This is a genomic window from Streptococcus halotolerans, from assembly GCF_001598035.1.
Taxonomy (GTDB): domain Bacteria; phylum Bacillota; class Bacilli; order Lactobacillales; family Streptococcaceae; genus Streptococcus; species Streptococcus halotolerans.
Genome location: NZ_CP014835.1, coordinates 1,443,897 through 1,465,000, shown reverse-complemented (window position 1 = coordinate 1,465,000; position 21,104 = coordinate 1,443,897). Strand labels below are relative to the sequence as shown.

At 39.9% G+C, this 21,104-nt stretch carries 16 protein-coding genes and 2 pseudogenes (1 of these 18 only partly in view); 17 read left to right on the top strand and 1 reads right to left on the bottom strand.

Annotation, left to right across the window (positions count from 1 at the left end; genetic code table 11):
- The 4 genes and pseudogenes from A2G56_RS06555 to A2G56_RS11175 all read left to right on the top strand — a co-directional run.
- Positions 1-312: the 3' portion of a metal ABC transporter ATP-binding protein gene (locus tag A2G56_RS06555; protein ID WP_062710650.1), read on the top strand. Its footprint begins 375 nt before the window's first position; only the last 312 of its 687 coding nucleotides appear in the window; its start codon lies beyond the left edge, outside the window; it ends in the stop codon at positions 310-312.
- Between the two features lie 11 nt (positions 313-323).
- The gene (locus tag A2G56_RS06550) at positions 324-1,139 is read left to right on the top strand and encodes a metal ABC transporter permease (RefSeq protein WP_062712511.1); all 816 of its coding nucleotides are present in this window, start codon (positions 324-326) and stop codon (positions 1,137-1,139) included.
- A gap of 353 nt (positions 1,140-1,492) precedes the next feature.
- A pseudogene (locus A2G56_RS10775) lies at positions 1,493-1,633 on the top strand (ISL3 family transposase); the annotation flags it as partial.
- Positions 1,634-1,707: 74 nt separating this feature from the next.
- A pseudogene (locus A2G56_RS11175) lies at positions 1,708-1,818 on the top strand (transposase); the annotation flags it as partial.
- Positions 1,819-2,195: 377 nt separating this feature from the next.
- Here the strand turns inward: A2G56_RS11175 and tyrS are convergent.
- A complete protein-coding gene (tyrS, locus tag A2G56_RS06545; protein WP_062710648.1) occupies positions 2,196-3,452 on the bottom strand; it encodes a tyrosine--tRNA ligase in 1,257 nt (418 codons plus the stop codon).
- Between the two features lie 103 nt (positions 3,453-3,555).
- Here tyrS and pbp1b point away from each other — a divergent pair, with 103 nt between their 5' ends.
- The 13 genes from pbp1b to A2G56_RS06480 all read left to right on the top strand — a co-directional run bounded on the left by pbp1b (position 3,556) and on the right by A2G56_RS06480 (position 21,097).
- Positions 3,556-5,961, top strand: coding sequence for a penicillin-binding protein PBP1B (gene pbp1b, locus A2G56_RS06540; RefSeq protein ID WP_099091473.1), 2,406 nt, complete (start codon positions 3,556-3,558; stop codon positions 5,959-5,961).
- A 296-nt stretch (positions 5,962-6,257) separates the two neighbouring features.
- A complete protein-coding gene (gene rpoB, locus A2G56_RS06535) occupies positions 6,258-9,827 on the top strand; it encodes a DNA-directed RNA polymerase subunit beta (protein WP_062710645.1) in 3,570 nt (1,189 codons plus the stop codon).
- A 126-nt stretch (positions 9,828-9,953) separates the two neighbouring features.
- The gene (gene rpoC, locus A2G56_RS06530; RefSeq protein WP_062710644.1) at positions 9,954-13,586 is read left to right on the top strand and encodes a DNA-directed RNA polymerase subunit beta'; all 3,633 of its coding nucleotides are present in this window, start codon (positions 9,954-9,956) and stop codon (positions 13,584-13,586) included.
- A gap of 1,002 nt (positions 13,587-14,588) precedes the next feature.
- Entirely contained in the window at positions 14,589-14,969 is a 381-nt protein-coding gene (locus A2G56_RS06525; RefSeq protein ID WP_062710641.1) for a DUF1033 family protein, read from the top strand.
- Between the two features lie 207 nt (positions 14,970-15,176).
- Positions 15,177-16,130 carry a competence type IV pilus ATPase ComGA gene (gene comGA / locus A2G56_RS06520; RefSeq protein WP_062710638.1) on the top strand — a complete coding sequence of 318 codons (954 nt, stop codon included), beginning with the start codon at positions 15,177-15,179 and terminating at the stop codon, positions 16,128-16,130.
- Positions 16,024-17,082 carry a competence type IV pilus assembly protein ComGB gene (gene comGB, locus A2G56_RS06515; RefSeq protein WP_082785120.1) on the top strand — a complete coding sequence of 353 codons (1,059 nt, stop codon included), beginning with the start codon at positions 16,024-16,026 and terminating at the stop codon, positions 17,080-17,082. Before comGA ends, comGB begins: the two co-directional genes overlap by 107 nt.
- Before the next feature lie 60 nt (positions 17,083-17,142).
- Positions 17,143-17,376, top strand: a complete 234-nt coding sequence (comGC, locus tag A2G56_RS06510) for a competence type IV pilus major pilin ComGC (protein ID WP_237334442.1) — start codon at positions 17,143-17,145, stop codon at positions 17,374-17,376.
- Positions 17,351-17,773: a competence type IV pilus minor pilin ComGD gene (gene comGD / locus A2G56_RS06505; protein ID WP_335339155.1), complete on the top strand. Its 423-nt coding sequence runs from the start codon at positions 17,351-17,353 to the stop codon at positions 17,771-17,773. The genes comGC and comGD overlap by 26 nt, the downstream gene beginning before the upstream one ends.
- Positions 17,745-18,044 (top strand): competence type IV pilus minor pilin ComGE, encoded by a 300-nt coding sequence (gene comGE / locus A2G56_RS06500; protein ID WP_062710628.1) that lies wholly within the window; start codon positions 17,745-17,747, stop codon positions 18,042-18,044. The genes comGD and comGE overlap by 29 nt, the downstream gene beginning before the upstream one ends.
- Positions 18,022-18,459 carry a competence type IV pilus minor pilin ComGF gene (comGF, locus tag A2G56_RS06495; protein ID WP_062710624.1) on the top strand — a complete coding sequence of 146 codons (438 nt, stop codon included), beginning with the start codon at positions 18,022-18,024 and terminating at the stop codon, positions 18,457-18,459. The genes comGE and comGF overlap by 23 nt, the downstream gene beginning before the upstream one ends.
- On the top strand, positions 18,443-18,850 hold the full coding sequence (gene comGG, locus A2G56_RS06490) for a competence type IV pilus minor pilin ComGG (protein ID WP_172793791.1): 408 nt from the start codon (positions 18,443-18,445) through the stop codon (positions 18,848-18,850). The genes comGF and comGG overlap by 17 nt, the downstream gene beginning before the upstream one ends.
- Positions 18,851-18,892: 42 nt before the next feature.
- Positions 18,893-19,846: a class I SAM-dependent methyltransferase gene (locus A2G56_RS06485; RefSeq protein WP_062710617.1), complete on the top strand. Its 954-nt coding sequence runs from the start codon at positions 18,893-18,895 to the stop codon at positions 19,844-19,846.
- Between the two features lie 60 nt (positions 19,847-19,906).
- Positions 19,907-21,097 (top strand): acetate kinase, encoded by a 1,191-nt coding sequence (locus tag A2G56_RS06480; RefSeq protein ID WP_062710613.1) that lies wholly within the window; start codon positions 19,907-19,909, stop codon positions 21,095-21,097.
- Positions 21,098-21,104: the final 7 nt, after the last annotated feature.

Genomic DNA, 21,104 nt, shown 5'->3' with positions numbered 1-21,104 from the left:
GGTATGTGGGAGAGTCGTCATAAGCGTATTGGGAGTCTCTCGGGAGGCCAGAAACAACGTGTCGTAATTGCTAGGATGTTTGCCTCAGATCCTGATATTTTTGTACTGGATGAACCGACAACAGGTATGGATGCAAGTACTTTAGATAATTTTTATAGACTGATGCATCATAGTGCTAAAAAACATAGTAAAGCAGTGCTGATGATAACGCATGATCCTGAGGAGGTTGCTGAATATGCTGATCGAAATATTCATTTGGTGAGAGATCAGTCTTCTCCTTGGCGTTGCTTTAATATTCATGAGGAGGGATAAAAATGGATATCATTTTAGAAATGCTCTCCTATGATTTTATGCAGCGAGCAGTATTGGCTATTATTGCTATGAGTCTGTTTGCACCGATACTTGGCTTATTTTTAATTTTAAGACGTCAAAGTTTGATGAGTGACACTTTAAGTCATGTGTCTCTAGCTGGCGTTGCTTTTGGTATTTTACTAGGCGTTTCAACGACTTGGACAACGGTTGTAGTTGTTATTTTAGCATCGATTCTTTTAGAGTACTTACGTGTTGTATATAAGCACTATATGGAAATTTCAACAGCTATTCTCATGTCCTTGGGCTTGGCAATTTCTTTAATTATTACTAGTAAGTCCGAAAATGCTTCTGGGGTTAATTTGGAACAATACTTGTTTGGTTCCATTATTACTATCAATCAAGAACAAGTTATTGCTTTATTCATTATCGCTCTCATTGTCCTAGTATTGACGGCCTTATTTATTCGTCCAATGTATATGTTAACTTTCGATGAGGACACCGCTTTAGTTGATGGTCTTCCAGTACGGGTGATGTCATTAATTTTCAATATTATTACAGGTGTGGCGATTTCTTTGATGATACCTGCTGCTGGAGCCTTACTGGTATCAACGATTATGGTATTGCCTGCAAGCATTGGTATTCGAATTGGTAAATCATTTAAGGCTGTTATTGGAAGTGCTGTTTTAATTGGTTTTATTGGAATGTTGTCAGGGGTGTTATTGTCGTATACTTGGGAAACACCTGCTAGTGCAACGATTACGATAATTTTTATTGGAATTTTCCTAGTTGTTAGTTTGCTTTCGATACTACGTCATCATCGAAATTAACCTACCTCATCAACGTAATGGTTTATAATAATTGAGTGCTGTTTATAAGGAACAGTACTTTTTATATGCATCAAAAACATCCAAAAATTAGCAGTGGGAAAATCTCCGGAGGAGTACCATAAATGTTCAATAACAAAGTGTTTATACTTAACAAAAATCAGAAATGAATTTTGATGAAAATACAATGGTTAGTAAAAAATCATGGACGTAACGGCTCGAATTTGTCGTAAGCACAAGTCTTCTTGCAAGGGTGGCGATATTAAACCAAAAAAGTGAGCTGTCTCATCAAGCGCCAGTTTGAAGCACTTAAATCTTATGAGAGCTGTTATTCAGACTAAGAATCGTCTGCGCAAGGTCAGACAAGGAAATATGACTTCCAAAAAGAATCTAAAATGCTCTATTTAGAATGTGCTGGATATAAGACTCTAATTCAGTTAGGGCAACATCGTATCCGCTGTTACATTTGTGGAAAGATGGCTGTAACTGGGACATCGTCACCTTCGCCTCGCCCTACTCAAGTGCTTCCCCCATATCAGTTCTTTCTCTCAAAGTTAATTCATTCGACTATAAAATAGAGGCAACTAACAACTTCATCAAAGTTATTAAACGTAATGTCTTTGGATTTTATAACTTTGATAACTTTAAAGCTAGAATTCTTATTGCTTTGAACATCAAAAAAGGAGAAAAACAAATTGCTTCTCTCCAAATGTTAGCTTTTCATATACCACTACAGTTAACAATGAGCCTACAATTATTGTTCTACCCGAAATCGCTAAAGCTACTTATATGCTATCATTGTAGCTCTTGTTAACAAAATACCAGACAAGGTATTGCTTTCGTGTCCCTTTTTGAAGTCGATGCCGCACCATAAATAAGACAATGGCCTATCAATGACTAGCATTTTAAAAATAGTTTTCATCACAAGCTCTGCTAGGCTTGACGCATGTTAGAAAAGGACTCAGCCTCGTTCAATATAGGGCTAAGTCCTTTCAATAATTGTTTGTCTAACTTTTTGGGGTTAGTATGCTAGTGGCGGGGATACTTTCTATTGCTGCCTTAGTAAGTGAGAACGAAGTATTTCTTTTTACCACGGCGGATTACCGTTAATTCCTGATCAATTTTATCATCGTCAGAGAGGGTATAAGTTAAATCTTGAATACGATCACCGTTGATGTAGATGGCTCCGTTTTGAACATCTTCACGTGCTTGGCGTTTTGAGGAAGAGATGCCTGATTTGACTAGGATTTCAACGATATTAAGGTCATCTTGAGTCTGAACAGCATAGTTAGGAACATTGCTGAGACCTTGTTTTAATTCAGTTGCCGACAAGTTTTTAACATTTCCTGCAAAGAGTTGTTCAGTGATGTTAAGGGCTTGGCGATAGGCTTCTTCGCCATGAACTAGAGTGACTACTTCTTTAGCTAAGACTTTTTGAGCTAGGCGTTCATGTCGTGCAGCATTAAATTGTTTTTCAATAGCGGCAATTTCATCTAATGATAGGAAGGTGAAAATTTTTAAGAAGCGAACAGCATCATCATCCATAACGTTTAGCCAGAATTGGTACATTTCATAAGGAGATGTTTTATCGGCATCAAGCCAGACAGCATTTCCTTCAGATTTACCAAATTTTTTGCCAGTGGCATCAGTAATAAGTGGCACAGTGATAACGTGGCCAGTTTTGTCAGCTTTACGACGAAGAAGTTCTGTTCCTGCGGTCATGTTGCCCCACTGATCAGAGCCACCGATTTGAAGTGTCACGTTATGCTTTTGATTTAATTCGTAAAAATCGTAACCTTGCATGATTTGGTAGGCAAACTCTGTGTAGGAAATACCCGTCTCAATACGTTTTTTAACGGAGTCTTTGCTCATCATGTAGTTCACAGTGAAGTATTTGCCCACATCACGAAGGAAATCAATAAAGCTGACTGATCCAAACCAGTCGTAGTTGTTAACCATTTCAGCTTTGTTATCTCCGTTTTCGAAATCCAGAAAGCGTGATAGCTGTCCTTGAATTTTTACAACCCAACCGTCGACAGTTTCTTTGGTTTGAAGACTACGTTCAGCATCTTTGAATGATGGGTCGCCGATAAGTCCTGTTGCTCCACCAACAAGCGCAAAAGGTTTGTGACCAGCTAATTGGAGGCGACGATTTGCTAAAATGGCAACCAGATGTCCTAAATGTAGGCTATCTGCTGTTGGATCGTAACCCGTGTAGAAAGAAACTTGCCCTTCGGTTAATGCTTTCTCGAGGGCTGCTTCATCAGTCGTTTGGAAGACTAAGCCTCTTTCTTTTAGTTCTTCAAAAATATTCATATAAGCCTCCAAAATAAGTTTTGTGTTAGCACTCATTATATCAGAAATACTTTGTCCCATGCAAGCTATACAGAAGTTTGGTATAATGCTATTGAGGTATTTTATGTCTAATTTTAAGAAAAAAGCACGTACTTGGTTACATAAGGGAAAGCAGAGCCTTTCTATTAAAGGGCCGAGACATAAAACAAATCATTCTACCAAGAAATCTTCAGATCGTGGTTGGTTTGTAGCAGATAGTCTATCTATCTTTTTACGTATCGTCAAATTATTATCAAATTTTATTTATATTATTGTATTGCTTTTGACCATGTTGGGTGCTGGTCTTGGACTTGGGTATTTGGCCAGTCAAATTGATGGTGTTCAAGTTCCGGATAAAGCAGAGCTGATTAAGAAAGTTGAAACGGGTTCTCTAATTTCTCAGCTGTCTTATTCTGATGGTTCATTGATTTCAGATGTTGATACGGATCTTTTACGTACACCGGTTGCAAGTGATGCTATTTCTGATAATCTCAAGCATGCGATCATTTCAACTGAGGATGAGAATTTTAAGACCCACCGTGGTGTGGTGCCTAAAGCAGTCTTTCGGGCTCTGATGTCATCGCTTCTAGGGATTGGAGAGTCCAGTGGTGGCTCTACTGTGACTCAGCAACTCTTGAAGCAGCAAATTCTTGGGGATGACCCGACTTTTAAGCGTAAAGCTAAAGAAATTATCTATGCTCTTTCTTTGGAAAAAGATATGGATAAGGATGCTATTTTGACGTCTTATCTGAACGTATCTCCGTTTGGACGAAATAACAAGGGACAAAATATTGCTGGTGTTGAAGAAGCTGCGCAAGGTATTTTTGGTAAGTCTGCTGCGGAGTTGACTGTTCCGCAAGCAGCTTTTATTGCTGGTCTACCACAAAGTCCAATTGTTTATTCTCCTTATAGTGGGGATGGTCGTTTGAAATCTGATGAAGAGTTATCATTTGGTTTAACGCGAGCAAGTAATGTTTTATACAATATGTATCGAGAAGGTTATCTTACTAAGAGTGAGTATCATTCTTATAAATCTTATGATTTAAAACAGGATTTTATTGCTTCGGATACTGTGGCGGCATCTAAGCATGATTACCTTTATTATTCTGTGATGGAAGAAGCACAGAAGATAATGTATGAGTATTTGATCAAAAAAGATGGGGTTTCTGCTCAAGATTTGAAAAATGATGCTACTAAGGTTGCTTATGAAGAGCGTGCGTTAGAGGAACTCCAATCGGGGGGCTATCAAGTAACGACAACCATTAATAAGCCTATTTATGAAGCTATGCAAAATGCTGTTAACCAGTATGGAAACCTTTTAGATGATGGAACTGGGCGTACAGAAGTTGGAAATGTTTTAATAGATAATAAATCTGGAGCCATTCTCGGCTTTATTGGTGGACGTGATTATACGACCAATCAAAACAATCATGCTTTTGATACGAAAAGATCGCCAGGATCTACTATTAAGCCCTTGATTGCTTATGGACCAGCTATTGACCAAGGCTTAATGGGAAGTGCCACTATGTTGTCAAACTATCCGACAACTTACTCGAGTGGTCAAAAAATCATGCACGTTGATAATGAAGGGACAGCAATGGTTACTCTCCAAGAAGCTTTGAATACTTCTTGGAATATTCCTGCTTTTTGGACTTATAAACTTTTACGAGACAAGGGTGTTGATGTTGAAGATTATATGACCAAGATGGGAGTTTCTATTGATAACTATGATATCGAAAGTTTACCACTTGGTGGTGGTATTGACATGACTGTTGAACAGTTAGCAAATGGTTATCAAATGATTGCTAATAATGGCGCCTATGTTAAAGGTTATATGGTTGATAAGATTACTGACAATGAAGGCAAAGTTATTTATCAGCACAAAGCGGAATCTGTCCAGGTTTTCTCTAAAGCCACAGCAACGATTTTACAGGACTTGCTTCGCGGGCCACTTGATTCAGGCACGACTACTCAGTTTATGAGTCGATTGCGCTCATTGAATGGGTCGTTGGCTAATAACGATTGGATAGGTAAAACAGGGACAACAAATGATTATTCAGATGCATGGCTATCTGTGTCAACACCTAAGGTATCATTGGCATCATGGGCTGGTCATGATAACAATACCTCTTTAGGAAAATTGACAGGCTATGACAACCATTCGAATTATTTAGCGAATCTTGTGAATGCCATTAATCAGGCTGATCCTAATGCCTTTGACGGTGGTCAGAAATTCTCTCTTGATTCAAGTGTGATAAAATCTACTGTCAATAAGCAAACTGGATTAAAACCTGGAACGGCATCGGAAAATGGTCGACGTTACACGATCAGTGGAAATACAACAACCAGTTACTGGGCAAAAAATGGTGCTGGTAATATGACTTACCGCTTCGGTATTGGTGGTACTGATAGTGACTATCAAAAAGCTTGGAGTAGTATTACTGGTGGTGGTAACCAATCGAATAATACAAAAAGAAATAGTCGACGATAAACTTGATTTTTAAGTTTATCAATGTTATAATGTAAACAACTATTTGACGTTTAATCACGGTTGAAATATTGTCCAACCGTGGCATAAAGCAGTTAAATCATACTTTAAGGAGTCCGATTTAGCTGCTCTTTTTGTGCCTATTTTCGTCATTCTTTAGATATGTAACGAACATTTAAAGATTCTGAAAATTAATCAACGTCAATAACCTGAAGTTGTTTTAGTAGAACGCTAAAATGAACTTCGTGATTGAACTCGAACGATTTTCGTTCATAACTCATTTAATAAAGGAGTAAGACTTGGCAGGACATGACGTTCAATACGGGAAACATCGTACCCGTCGTAGTTTTTCAAGAATTAAAGAAGTTCTTGATTTACCTAACTTAATTGAAATTCAAACAGATTCATTCCAAGATTTCTTGGATAACAGCTTGCGTGAAGTATTTGAGGATGTACTTCCGATTTCAAACTTCACGGATACTATGGAGTTGGAATTTGTAGGCTATGAATTAAAAGAACCTAAGTACACACTTGAAGAGGCGCGTGCTCACGACGCTCACTATTCAGTACCTTTGTTTGTTACTTTCCGTTTGATTAACAAAGAAACGGGTGAAATTAAGACACAAGAAGTTTTCTTTGGGGATCTTCCTTACATGACAGAAATGGGTACCTTCATCATCAATGGTGCAGAACGTATCATCGTTTCTCAACTGGTTCGCTCACCAGGTGTTTATTTCAATGACAAAGTTGATAAAAACGGTAAAGTTGGTTACGGTTCAACTGTAATCCCAAATCGTGGTGCATGGCTTGAGCTTGAAACAGATGCGAAAGATATTGCTCACACACGTATCGACCGTACACGTAAGATTCCATTTACAACCCTTGTTCGTGCTCTTGGTTTCTCAGGTGATGATGAAATCATTGACATTTTTGGTGAAGGAGATCTTGTTCGTAACACTATCGAAAAAGATATTCATAAAAATCCAAACGATTCACGTACGGATGAGGCCCTTAAAGAAATCTATGAACGTCTTCGTCCAGGGGAGCCTAAGACGGCTGATTCATCACGTAGCTTATTGACGGCTCGTTTCTTTGATCCACGTCGTTATGATTTGGCTGCTGTTGGTCGTTATAAAATCAACAAGAAACTTAATGTGAAAACACGTCTTCTTGGCCAAACCATTGCTGAGAACTTGATTGATAGTGAAACAGGCGAGATTCTTGTCGAATCTGGTACGGTAATGACTCGTGATGTGATTGAGTCTATCGCTGAGCATTTAGATGGTGATTTGAACAAATTTGTTTACACACCAAACGATTATGCAGTAGTGACGGAACCAGTTATTTTACAAAAATTTAAAGTGGTAGCCCCAAGCGATCCTGACCGTACAGTGACGATTGTTGGTAATGCTAATCCAGACGATAAGGTTCGTGCACTTACACCAGCGGATATCTTAGCTGAAATGTCCTATTTCCTTAACCTTGCAGAAGGTCTCGGAAAAGTTGATGATATTGACCACTTAGGTAATCGTCGTATTCGTGCTGTTGGTGAGCTTCTTGCTAACCAATTCCGCATCGGTCTTGCTCGTATGGAACGTAATGTGCGTGAGCGTATGTCTGTTCAAGACAACGAAGTTTTAACACCACAGCAAATCATCAATATCCGTCCGGTAACAGCTGCTATTAAAGAATTCTTTGGTTCTTCACAGTTGTCACAGTTCATGGATCAACACAACCCACTTTCTGAGTTGTCTCACAAACGCCGTTTGTCAGCCCTTGGACCTGGAGGCTTGACACGTGATCGTGCTGGTTATGAAGTGCGTGACGTGCACTATACCCACTATGGTCGTATGTGTCCTATCGAGACTCCTGAGGGACCAAATATCGGTTTGATTAATAACCTGTCTTCTTATGGGCATCTTAATAAGTATGGTTTTATTCAAACACCTTATCGAAAAGTTGATCGTGAAACAGGTCGAGTGACGAATGACATTGTTTGGTTAACGGCCGATGAAGAAGATGAATATACTGTTGCTCAGGCTAACTCGAAACTTAATGATGATAATACATTTGCTGAAGAGATTGTCATGGGACGTCATCAAGGTGTCAACCAAGAATACCCAGCGCATTTAGCAGATTTCATGGATGTTTCTCCTAAGCAGGTAGTTGCCGTTGCGACGGCATGTATTCCTTTCTTGGAAAACGATGACTCAAACCGTGCCCTTATGGGTGCCAACATGCAACGTCAGGCTGTTCCATTGATTGATCCTAAAGCCCCTTATGTGGGTACTGGTATGGAGTATCAAGCAGCCCATGACTCAGGAGCAGCTATTATTGCTCAACATGATGGTAAGGTTGTTTTCTCGGATGCTGAAAAAGTTGAAGTTCGCCGTGAAGATGGTTCTCTTGATGTTTATCATGTGACAAAATTCCGTCGATCAAACTCAGGTACAGCCTACAATCAACGCACACTAGTTAAAGTTGGCGATATGGTTGAAAAAGGTGATTTTATCGCCGATGGTCCTTCTATGGAAAATGGGGAAATGGCTCTCGGTCAAAATCCAGTTGTTGCCTACATGACTTGGGAAGGTTACAACTTTGAGGATGCCGTTATCATGTCTGAACGTCTGGTAAAAGAGGATGTTTACACCTCTGTTCATTTGGAAGAATTTGAGTCAGAAACACGTGATACCAAGTTAGGCCCTGAAGAAATCACTCGTGAAATTCCAAACGTTGGTGAAGAAGCGCTCAAAGACCTTGACGAAATGGGGATTATCCGTATCGGTGCTGAGGTTAAAGAAGGCGATATTCTAGTTGGTAAAGTCACACCTAAGGGTGAGAAAGATCTCTCTGCTGAAGAACGTCTTTTACACGCTATCTTCGGAGATAAATCGCGTGAAGTGCGTGATACTTCGCTTCGTGTACCTCACGGAGGTGATGGTATTGTTCGCGACGTGAAAATTTTTACGCGTGCTAATGGTGATGAATTGCAATCAGGTGTTAACATGCTTGTTCGCGTTTATATCGCTCAAAAACGTAAGATTAAAGTCGGCGATAAAATGGCTGGTCGTCATGGTAACAAGGGTGTCGTTTCACGGATTGTACCAGTAGAAGATATGCCATATCTTCCAGATGGAACGCCTGTTGATATCATGCTTAACCCTCTTGGGGTGCCATCTCGTATGAATATCGGTCAGGTTATGGAGCTTCACTTAGGAATGGCCGCTCGTAATTTAGGTATTCACATGGCAACACCAGTCTTTGACGGAGCAACTGCAGAGGATCTCTGGGAAACGGTTGAAGAAGCTGGTATGGATAGCGATGCGAAGACTGTCCTTTATGATGGTCGTACAGGCGAACCATTTGACAACCGCGTGTCTGTTGGTGTCATGTACATGATCAAACTTCACCACATGGTTGATGATAAACTTCACGCTCGTTCAGTAGGTCCTTACTCACTTGTTACCCAACAACCACTTGGTGGTAAAGCTCAATTCGGTGGACAACGTTTTGGTGAGATGGAGGTTTGGGCTCTTGAAGCTTACGGTGCATCAAATGTCCTTCAAGAAATCTTGACGTATAAGTCAGATGATGTGACTGGTCGTCTTAAAGCTTATGAAGCTATCACAAAAGGTAAACCAATTCCAAAACCAGGTGTGCCAGAATCATTCCGCGTTCTGGTTAAAGAATTGCAATCTCTTGGCCTCGATATGCGTGTCCTTGATGATGAAGACACAGAGGTTGAACTTCGTGATCTTGATGAAGGCGAAGATGATGATGTGATGCATGTTGATGATCTCGAAAAAGCACGTGAAAAACAAGCTAAAGAGTCAGCAGAATTAGCACAGGCAGCAGCCGAAGATAAATAATAAAAGATGAAACAAAAAAGTTAGTCTTAGGAACTATTCCTAAGCTAACAAGCTGTTACAAGGTCAGGTAGTGGTTTTCCATTACCTTTGACTGCGTAATATTGATAATGAAGAAAGGTACTATTAGTGGTTGACGTAAATCGTTTTAAAAGTATGCAAATCACATTAGCCTCACCTAGTAAGGTCCGCTCTTGGTCTTATGGTGAAGTTAAAAAACCTGAAACAATCAACTATCGTACATTAAAACCAGAACGTGAAGGGCTGTTTGATGAAGTCATCTTTGGCCCAACAAAAGATTGGGAATGTGCGTGTGGTAAATACAAACGGATCCGTTATAAAGGCATCGTCTGTGACCGGTGTGGTGTCGAAGTGACACGTGCTAAAGTTCGTCGTGAACGTATGGGTCACATCGAGTTGAAAGCTCCTGTATCACACATTTGGTACTTCAAAGGCATTCCATCTCGCATGGGGCTTACCCTTGACATGAGCCCTCGTGCTCTTGAAGAAGTCATCTATTTTGCAGCTTACGTGGTTATTGACCCTATGGATACACCGCTTGAAGCAAAATCTCTCTTGACTGAACGCGAATACCGTGAAAAACTTCAAGAATATGGTTATGGTTCGTTTGTGGCTAAAATGGGTGCAGAAGCTATCCAAGATCTTCTTAAGCGAGTGGATTTGGAAGCTGAAATCGCAGAACTTAAAGAGGAACTTAAAACAGCTTCTGGTCAAAAACGTGTGAAAGCAGTTCGTCGTCTGGATGTTCTTGATGCTTTCTACAAATCTGGAAATAAACCTGAGTGGATGGTACTTAACATCCTTCCAGTTATTCCACCAGATCTTCGTCCAATGGTTCAATTGGATGGTGGTCGTTTTGCAGCATCTGACCTTAACGATCTTTACCGTCGTGTTATTAACCGTAACAACCGTTTAGCGCGTCTTTTGGAACTTAACGCTCCAGGTATCATCGTGCAAAATGAAAAACGGATGCTCCAAGAAGCGGTTGATGCTTTGATCGACAATGGTCGTCGTGGTCGTCCAATCACAGGTCCTGGTGGCCGTCCTTTGAAATCTTTGAGCCACATGCTTAAAGGAAAACAAGGGCGTTTCCGTCAAAACTTGCTTGGTAAGCGTGTTGACTTTTCAGGTCGTTCGGTTATCGCCGTTGGTCCTACTCTTAAAATGTATCAATGTGGTGTCCCACGTGAAATGGCGATTGAACTCTTCAAACCTTTTGTGATGCGTGAAATTGTTGCTCGCGAGTATGCTGGTAACGTTAAAGCAGCAAAACGCATGGTGGAACGTGGTGATGAACGCATTTGGGATATTCTTGAAGAAGTGATTAAGGAACATCCTGTTCTTCTTAACCGCGCCCCTACTCTTCACCGTTTGGGTATCCAAGCCTTTGAGCCTGTCCTTATTGATGGTAAAGCTCTTCGTCTTCATCCACTTGTGTGTGAGGCTTATAATGCCGACTTTGACGGAGACCAAATGGCTATTCACGTGCCCCTTTCTGAGGAAGCACAAGCAGAAGCCCGCCTTCTGATGCTGGCAGCTGAGCATATCCTTAACCCTAAAGATGGTAAACCTGTTGTTACACCATCACAGGATATGGTTTTGGGTAACTATTACCTAACTATGGAAGATGCAGGTCGTGAGGGTGAAGGCATGGTCTTTAAGGATCGTGATGAAGCTGTAATGGCTTATCAAAATGGCTATGTTCACTTGCATTCACGTGTTGGTATCGCCGTTGATAGTATGCCAAATAAACCTTGGAAAGAAAACCAGCTTCACAAAATCATGGTAACGACTGTTGGTAAAATCCTCTTTAACGATGTGATTCCAACTGAAATCCCTTACCTTCAAGAGCCAAATAATGCTAACTTGACGGATGGAACACCAGATAAATACTTCTTGGAACCAGGCCAAGATATTCAACCAGTCATCGACTCACTTGAACTCAATGCACCATTCAAGAAGAAAAATCTTGGTAACATCATCGCAGAGACGTTCAAACGTCTTCGTACGACTGAAACATCAGCCTTCCTTGACCGTTTGAAAGACCTTGGTTACTACCATTCAACGCTTGCTGGTTTGACTGTTGGTATTGCGGATATTCCTGTTATTGATAACAAAGCTGAAATCATTGATGCTGCTCACCAACGTGTTGAGGATATTAACAAAGCCTTCCGTCGCGGTCTTATGACCGAGGATGATCGTTATGTCGCTGTTACGACAACATGGCGCGAAGCTAAAGAAGCTCTTGAAAAACGCTTGATTGAAACACAAGATCCTAAGAACCCTATCGTTATGATGATGGACTCTGGAGCCCGTGGTAATATCTCTAACTTCTCCCAACTAGCTGGTATGCGTGGTTTGATGGCGGCTCCTAATGGACGTATCATGGAACTTCCTATCTTGTCTAACTTCCGTGAAGGTTTGACCGTTTTGGAAATGTTCTTCTCAACTCACGGTGCGCGTAAAGGTATGACCGATACGGCCCTTAAAACTGCTGACTCAGGTTATCTTACTCGTCGTTTGGTTGATGTCGCTCAGGATGTTATTATTCGCGAAGATGACTGTGGAACAGATCGCGGTTTGACAATCACAGCTATCACAGATGGTAAGGAAGTAACAGAAACACTTGAAGAACGTCTTCAAGGTCGTTATACTAAGAAATCAGTGAAAAACCCAATCACTGGCGAAACAATCATCGGTTCTAATAAACTTATCACAGAAGATAAAGCTGCTGAGATTGTCAATGCTGGTGTTGAAGAAGTAACTATCCGTTCTGTCTTTACATGTAACACGCGTCATGGGGTATGTCGTCACTGTTACGGTATCAACTTGGCAACTGGCGATGCGGTTGAAGTTGGTGAGGCAGTTGGTACTATTGCTGCTCAATCTATCGGTGAGCCTGGTACTCAGCTTACAATGCGTACCTTCCACACCGGTGGGGTAGCCTCAAACACGGATATTACACAAGGTCTTCCTCGTATCCAAGAAATCTTTGAAGCACGTAATCCTAAAGGGGAAGCCGTAATTACAGAGGTTAAAGGGACTGTTATCGAAATTGAAGAGGATGCTGCCACCCGCACTAAGAAAGTCTATGTGCAAGGTAAGACTGGTATGGGTGAGTATGTGGTACCATTCACAGCTCGTATGAAAGTTGAAGTCGGTGACGAAGTTGCTCGTGGTGCGGCTTTGACGGAAGGTTCTATCCAACCGAAACGTCTTCTTGAAGTTCGTGATACCCTTTCTGTGGAAACTTATCTTCTTGCTGAAGTTCAAAAAGTTTACCGTAGCCAAGGGGTTGAAATCGGGGATAAACACGTTGAGGTAATGGTTCGTCAAATGCTTCGTAAAGTTCGTGTCATGGATCCAGGCGACACTGATCTTCTTCCAGGGACACTCATGGATATCGCTGATTTCACAGATGCTAACAAAGATATTGTTATCTCTGGTGGTATTCCTGCGACATCTCGTCCAGTTCTTATGGGAATTACGAAAGCCTCTCTTGAGACCAACTCATTCTTGTCTGCGGCTTCCTTCCAGGAAACAACACGTGTCCTTACAGATGCAGCTATCCGTGGTAAGAAAGATCATCTTCTTGGGCTCAAAGAGAACGTTATTATTGGTAAAATCATTCCAGCTGGTACTGGTATGGCACGCTATCGTAACATCGAACCACAATCTGTTAATGAAGTGGAAGTTATTGAGGAAGTACCAGTTTCAGATGAAGCAACTGTTACAGAATAATAGAAAAATTAACACTTTATCAGCTGCAGTGAGTGGCTTATAGTGGCTAATTGTCAACTCTAGTGGGTTGACTTATAGCTAACACCGAGAGAGGACCAGTTTGGTCTTCTCTTTTTATTTGAAAAAACATAAAAAATAGTGCAAAAATCCCTTTCTGTGCTATACTGTTCTTGAAAAATTTTAAGTTTTGGTGTTAGAACTGTTGCCTCAGTCCTAACGCCTTTTCTTTTTGATAGGATTTCTGGTGGACATCAATGCCAAAACAGATTTCAATCATGACTTCCCTACTAAAAGCCTCCTATTTTAAGCTCAAACAATCGAATAAGAGACTTTTAGTAATGTTATTTTTGCGCTCTGGGCGTATCCGAGAGTTTTTGATACAGACTAGGGAAATCCCAATTAAAGAGTACGGATTTGTATTGTTCAACTTTATTATATGTCGAAAACCTTTTTATCATGAGTTAGCAGGATAGGTCTACTTAGAGTTTTTGATGTTCAAAGCAAAAAAAACTGTTTTTTGAGGTTATCATCTTCCAATAACCAAAAGATTGTACTTGATGCCTTTGATGAGTTTCTTGGTAGCTTCTAGCTTGGTGTTGGAGTAAGGTCGTTCCAGCCTATTAGTGATATCGCCTTTAAAGAAAAGATAGAGCCATTTTGTTTACCATAAAACACTAAAGGAACTTGTCAGTTCAATACTTAACCAGATAAGGTTCGTGTTTGTGCAGTATTCTACAAGCAGATTATTATCACATTAAACTATAATTTTATATAATAGACGTCACAGAAGGATTAGAGATAATCATTTGGAATACTTATTTTTGATTATATAACCAAAACATAATAGAAAGGAAAAGGGTGATTCAACTATCGAAAATGTTCTCTTATAGTTATTTGAAAAGGGATATATCCTAATATCAAATGGTTATAGAGCTATCTTAATTTTTATTTAAACGAAGAATAAGATAATTTTCATAAAGATCTTAAGACCCAGTACATGATATGGCCTATCAAGTGATAAAAATGTATGGCGACTTTGAACCTTGGTGGTTCTTAGACGATTGGCAAGAAGATATCACTGATATTAAAGAGTTCCAAACTTATGAGGATGCGCTCATTTGTTATCAAGAGGAATGGGAATTGTTACAGGAACAATTTCCTAAGGTAAATAGTCAGTCAAATCTGATGTCAGCTTTTTGGCGGACAGATGACCAACGTTGGTGTGAAGAGTGCGATGAAGATTTACAACAATATCATTCCTTAATGATGTTAGGGAATTGGCAAGAACTTCCTAAAAATTTACAAGATTTGGATTTTGAGCATCGCAATGCGGAAGGGATTCATCCTTCTTGTTCCATTAAACAGCACAACTCTTTATCATGAGATGAGTATGTAGGTTAAAGAAAACGTCTATTTTGGATGGTTTTCTTTAATCCTTTTATGTTTATTATTTAAAGCAAAATGTCCAAAAAACGGACGATAGCAACAAATTTAAGAGCTTGTCTACATTTTGACACTTTATCGTGAGATAAGGTGTTTTTTTCGTCTTATTTTGGGAAATAATTACGAATAAATAGGTAAGGAGGTTTTATGGTTCAAGATTTAGCCAAAGAAATGATTGCTCAGGCAGTTGAATGTGAAGCTCAGGATATTTATATCATTCCCCGTAAAGATGACTATGATGTGCTTATGCGAATTGGCGATGAAAGGAGATTTATCGGAACTTATGGCTATGATCGTATGGCTAGTCTTATTAGTCACTTTAAATTTGTGGCAGGAATGACTGTCGGCGAAAAGCGTAGAAGTCAATTAGGTTCTTGTGATTATGATTTTGGTAACGATGAACTGGTTTCATTGCGGTTATCTACTGTTGGAGATTACCGAGGTCACGAGAGTTTAGTTATTCGCTTGCTATATGATGGACGTCGTCATCTGAACTATTGGTTCAATGGTATGCAAGAAATGATGGCGACAATAGATTCCAGAGGACTCTATCTTTTTTCGGGACCTACTGGGAGTGGCAAGACAACTCTTATGTATCAACTTCTTCAAGAAAAGTTTAGCGATAAGCAGATTATTTCGATTGAAGATCCTGTTGAAATTAAAGATGACAGGATTTTGCAACTACAGCTTAACGAAGACATTAACATGACTTATAACAGCTTGATTAAGTTATCCCTGAGGCATCGACCAGATGTTCTTGTCATTGGTGAAATCCGTGATAAAGAGACTGCACGTGCTGCAATACGTGCTAGTTTGACAGGAACCATTGTCTTTGCCACCATTCATGCTAAGAGTATTTCAGGGGTTTATCATCGCTTAATTGAGCTGGGTGTTTCAGAGGATGAAGTAAAAAATAGTTTAGCAGGTATCTGCTATCAACGGTTAATAGGAGGAGGCGGATTGATTGATGTGGCAAAGGATAATTTTAAAGATCATGTTTCTAGCCAATGGAACCAGCAGTTGGTTGAGCTTTTTAAATCAGGACATCTCTCTGAAGAACAAATCCAAATCGAGAGTATTAACTACCCAAAAGCAGGTTAAAATCATTCAACTTTTTAACAATCTCTTGAGTTCTGGCTTCAATCTGCCTGAAACAGTTGATTTTTTGAAGCGTAGTCAATTGGTACCAGATCACCAAATTCAGATTATGCACGAAACCTTGCTAAATGGATTTGGCTTACCGATTCTGATGAAAAATCTGGGATTCTCAGAGGCGGTTGTTACCCAGCTATCTTTAGCAGAGACCCATGGTAACACCCAAAAAAGTATGGCCAAAATTGAAAGCTATCTGAGACAGGTGGGTTTGATTAAGAAAAAACTAATCGAAGTGGCCACCTATCCGATTATTTTACTGCTGTTTTTGGTTCTAATCATGCTTGGCCTTAAAAATTATCTTTTGCCCCAGATAGAAGAAGGCAATGCAGCGACGGCTCTTTTAGAACATTCTCCTACTGTCTTTTTAGCAGGAATGGTGACGCTGTTTTGTCTTAGTTTATTGGCCATTTATCTTAGTAAGAAAACGGAACCCATTAAACTCTATCGTTTTTTGAGTGGTCTTCCTTTTATTGGTTATACCATCAAACTTTATCTGACAGCTTATTATGCGCGTGAATGGGGAAATCTTTTGGGTCAGGGAGTTGAGATGACCAGCATTGTGTCGCTGATGCAGAAACAGGAATCACGACTGTTTTCAAGTATAGGTCGTGATATGCAGGCTGCTTTGTTGTCTGGTCAATCTTTTCACAAGAAGGTTTTGGACTATCCTTTTTTCTTGAAAGAATTCAGCTTGATTATTGAATATGGCGATGCCAAAGGACACCTCGGTCAGGAGTTAGATGTTTTCTCAGAAGAACTTTGGGAGCAATTTTTCTATCGTTTGAATAAGGCCATGCAGTTGATTCAACCTGTTATTTTTATCTTGGTTGCGTTTATGATTGTCATGATTTACGCAGCTATGCTATTACCAATGTATCAGTCTATGGAGGTTATGTAAGTGAAGAATTATTTAAAACAAGTCAAAAGAAAAGCGGTAAAAGGTTTCACTCTGATTGAGATGTTACTGGTTTTACTTATCATCAGTGTGCTCATGCTTTTATTTGTGCCTAATTTAAGTAAACAAAAGGCGGCTGTTGATGAAAAAGGAAAGGCGGCTGTCGTTAAGGTTGTGGAGAGTCAGATGGAATTGTATGAAATGAACGAAGATGTTAAACCATCCATTCAACAATTAGTGGGCGAGGGTTATATCACTCAAAAACAAGCAGATGCTTATGCTAAAACTAAACCTTAAGAAGGTTCAGGCTTTTACTTTGATAGAAGCACTGATGACCTTATCAATAGTGACTTTTTTAGCTTTAACGACCAGTGCTTCTATCAACAGTATTTTTAATCAGGTACAAAACAAGCTCTTTTTTATGGCATTTGAACAAGTTTATCGGGAAACGCAGCGCTTCAGTGCCAGTCAAGAGAAAGAAGCAGTCCTGCGAATTGGCAGTAACTATGTGGAAAATCCATTGGGTCATTATGCCATTCCTAGTGGTATCGTTCCAGAAAAAGAACAGGAGATCGTTTTTAATAAAGCTGGTGGTAATTCTTCTTTGGCTAAGGTTGTCTTTAAAACGTCTGAAGAGCGCGTGACTTATCAATTGTACTTAGGGAGTGGTCAATATCAAAAAAAAAGAGAGTAGAGCCTATATTTTGTGGGAAAGTTTGCTAGCGACAGCTATTTTAGCTAGTTTGGTAAGCCTCCTTTTGGGTCAACTAAACTATCACCAAAAGCAATTAAGAGATTTAGACAATCAGGCGCAAGCTTTGTCTGTGGCGATTATGGCAGTGCAAACCCATCAAAAACACTTGCAAAAGAATGGGCAGGACATCACTATTAGTCAGTCTGGTACCGAAACTGTTATTAAGTCTAAGGAAAGGGAGATTTTTCGTGTTAAAAAGCTATCGCCTTAAGGCCTTTACTTTAGTAGAATGTTTACTTGCCCTTGTGGTGTTGTCGGGATCGATTCAAGTATATCAAGCTATGACTAAGGTCGTTTCAGCTCATATTCATGAGATCAAGCAGCCTAGGGATAAGGATTGGCTACTCTTTTGCCAGCAATTTCGTTCAGAGTTAGCGAATTCTCGGTTGGTCAAGGTGTCTGACAATAGACTAATTGTCTTAAAAAATACCCAAACATTGGTTTTTGGAAAATCGAAAAAAGATGATTTTAGAAAAACAGGTAGCGATGGTCGAGGATTTCAACCCATGATCTACAAGGTGAAGTCCGCTCATTTTACCCAATTTGGCCAGACCATAAGTGTCCAAATGACTTTTGAAGATGGAAGGGTGCGTGAATTTCTTTATGCTTTTGAAAAAGCATCTTAAAGCAGGTGTTCTCTTATACGCACTGTTGATGACAGCTGTCTTATCTTTACTCTTGAACTTTTATACGGATCGCTTAAAAGCGGCTTATCGTATTCAAGAAGCTCAATTGGCATCCAGTCAGTCCTATGTTTTAGCTGAATTGGCGAAGCCTATGATCAAAGAACCGTCAGGAGAAATCCTTTTTGACAAAGGAAAGGTAGCTTACCAGTCTCGAAAGGATACTTTAGAGGTAACAGTGACTACTGGTCAGCAAACATTTTCCTACCATTTTCTCAAAGAAACTCCCCCATTGTCGGCAGATAAAGCAGATAGACAGGAAGAAAAGACAAGGGTAAAAACAAAAGAAAAAGAACCCCAAGCAAGTTCAGATAGGAATACTGCACCTTTATAATATCACCGAAATTTGGTATGATAATCAAGTATCGGAGGATTTATGAATTTTGAAAAAATCGAATCAGCTTATCAGTTGATTTTGGAAAATACTCAGCTTATTGAAAATGAGATTAAGACTAATATTTACGATGCCTTAATTGAGCAAAATGCCTTTTATTTAGGTGCTGAACATGCGCCGGAAAAGATTGCCGAAAACAATCAGGCCCTAAAATCCTTAGCTTTAACCAAGGAAGAATGGCGTCGCGCTTACCAATTTGTTTTTATCAAGGCTAGTCAAACAGAGCAGTTGCAAGCTAATCATCAATTTACGCCAGATACGATTGGATTTTTGGTGCTTTATCTTTTGGAAAATTTGACCAACCAAGCACATTTGGACGTTATTGAAATCGGTAGTGGAACAGGAAATTTAGCTCAAACATTGCTTAATAACAGTGATCGAGAGCTAGATTATCTGGGGTTGGAATTGGATGATTTGTTGATTGATTTGTCAGCCTCTATCGCAGAAGTCATGGACTCAAACGTGCGCTTTGTGCAAGAAGATGCTGTTCGTCCGCAACTGTTGAAAGAAAGTGACGTCATTATCAGTGATTTGCCTGTCGGCTATTACCCTAACGATGCTATTGCCAAGCGCTATCAAGTCGCAGCGACTGATGGGCACACTTACGCTCACCATTTGTTGATGGAGCAATCTTTGAAATACTTGAAAAAAGATGGTTTGGCGATCCTTTTGGCACCAACAAATCTCTTAACGAGTGGTCAAAGTGATCTTTTGAAAAAGTGGTTGTCAGGCTATGCGGATGTTTTGGCGGTAATTACTTTGCCAGAAACGATGTTTAGTCATCCTGCCAATGCTAAGTCCTTGTTTGTTCTGCAAAAGCAGGCTGAGAGTAAGCCAGAGACCTTTGTTTATCACCTATCAGATATTCAAAATCCAGAAGTTTTACAGGGTTTTATGGCAAATTTGAAAATCTGGAAAGATGATAATGCCATTTAGGCGAAATTTTTGCTATAATGGTTAATGTATTACAGTAAACGATTTCAGAAGAGGTGACTTATGTCTAAAACAATTGCAATTAACGCTGGTAGTTCGAGTCTTAAATGGCAACTTTATAAGATGCCTGAAGAAGAAGTTCTTGCTGCGGGTATTATTGAACGTATCGGTTTGAAAGATTCAATCTCTACGGTAAAATTTGACGGTAAAAAAGAAAAAGATGTTCGTGATATTGTTGACCACGTTGAAGCTGTCAAAATACTTCTTAATAACTTAACAGAGTTTGGTATTATTGCATCATTTGATGAGATTACTGGTGTCGGGCACCGTGTGGTAGCTGGTGGGGAAATCTTCAAAGAATCAACACTTATCGATGATAACGTTTTGGCACAAATCGAAGACTTATCAGCCTTAGCACCTCTTCATAACCCAGCCAATGCAGCTGGTATCCGTGCTTTCAAAGAAATTTTGCCAGATATTACAAGTGTAGCGGTATTTGACACAGCCTTCCACTCGACAATGCAAGAACCTACTTACTTGTACCCAATCCCACGTCAGTACTATACTGATTTGCAAGTTCGTAAATACGGTGCTCATGGGACAAGCCACCAGTATGTAGCGCAGGAAGCGGCTAAACAACTTGGTCGTCCACTTGATGAGTTAAAACTGATTACTGCTCACATCGGTAATGGTGTTTCTATCACTGCTAACTATCATGGTCAATCAGTTGATACCTCTATGGGATTTACACCACTTGCCGGTCCAATGATGGGAACACGCTCTGGAGATATTGATCCAGCTATCATTCCTTACCTGGTTGAACATGCCGATGACTTAGAAGATGCAGCGGCTGTTATTAATATGCTTAACAAACAGTCTGGTCTTGCTGGTGTGTCAGGCGTTTCAAGTGATATGCGCGATATTGAAGCTGGCATTCAAAATAAAGACAAGGGGGCGACTCTTGCCTACAACATGTTTGTCGACCGTATCAAAAAATTCATCGGTCAATACATGGCAGTTTTGAATGGTGTCGATGTGATTGTCTTCACGGCTGGTATGGGGGAAAATGCTTACCTTATGCGTCAAGATGTGCTTGCTGGTTTGACGTGGTTCGGTATTGAAGTGGATCCAGATAAGAATGTCTTCGGCTACTTTGGTGATATTACCACTCCAGAATCAAAAGTCAAAGTTCTAGTCATCCCAACTGATGAAGAGTTGATGATTGCGCGTGATGTGGAACGTTTGAAAAAATAAGATTTAA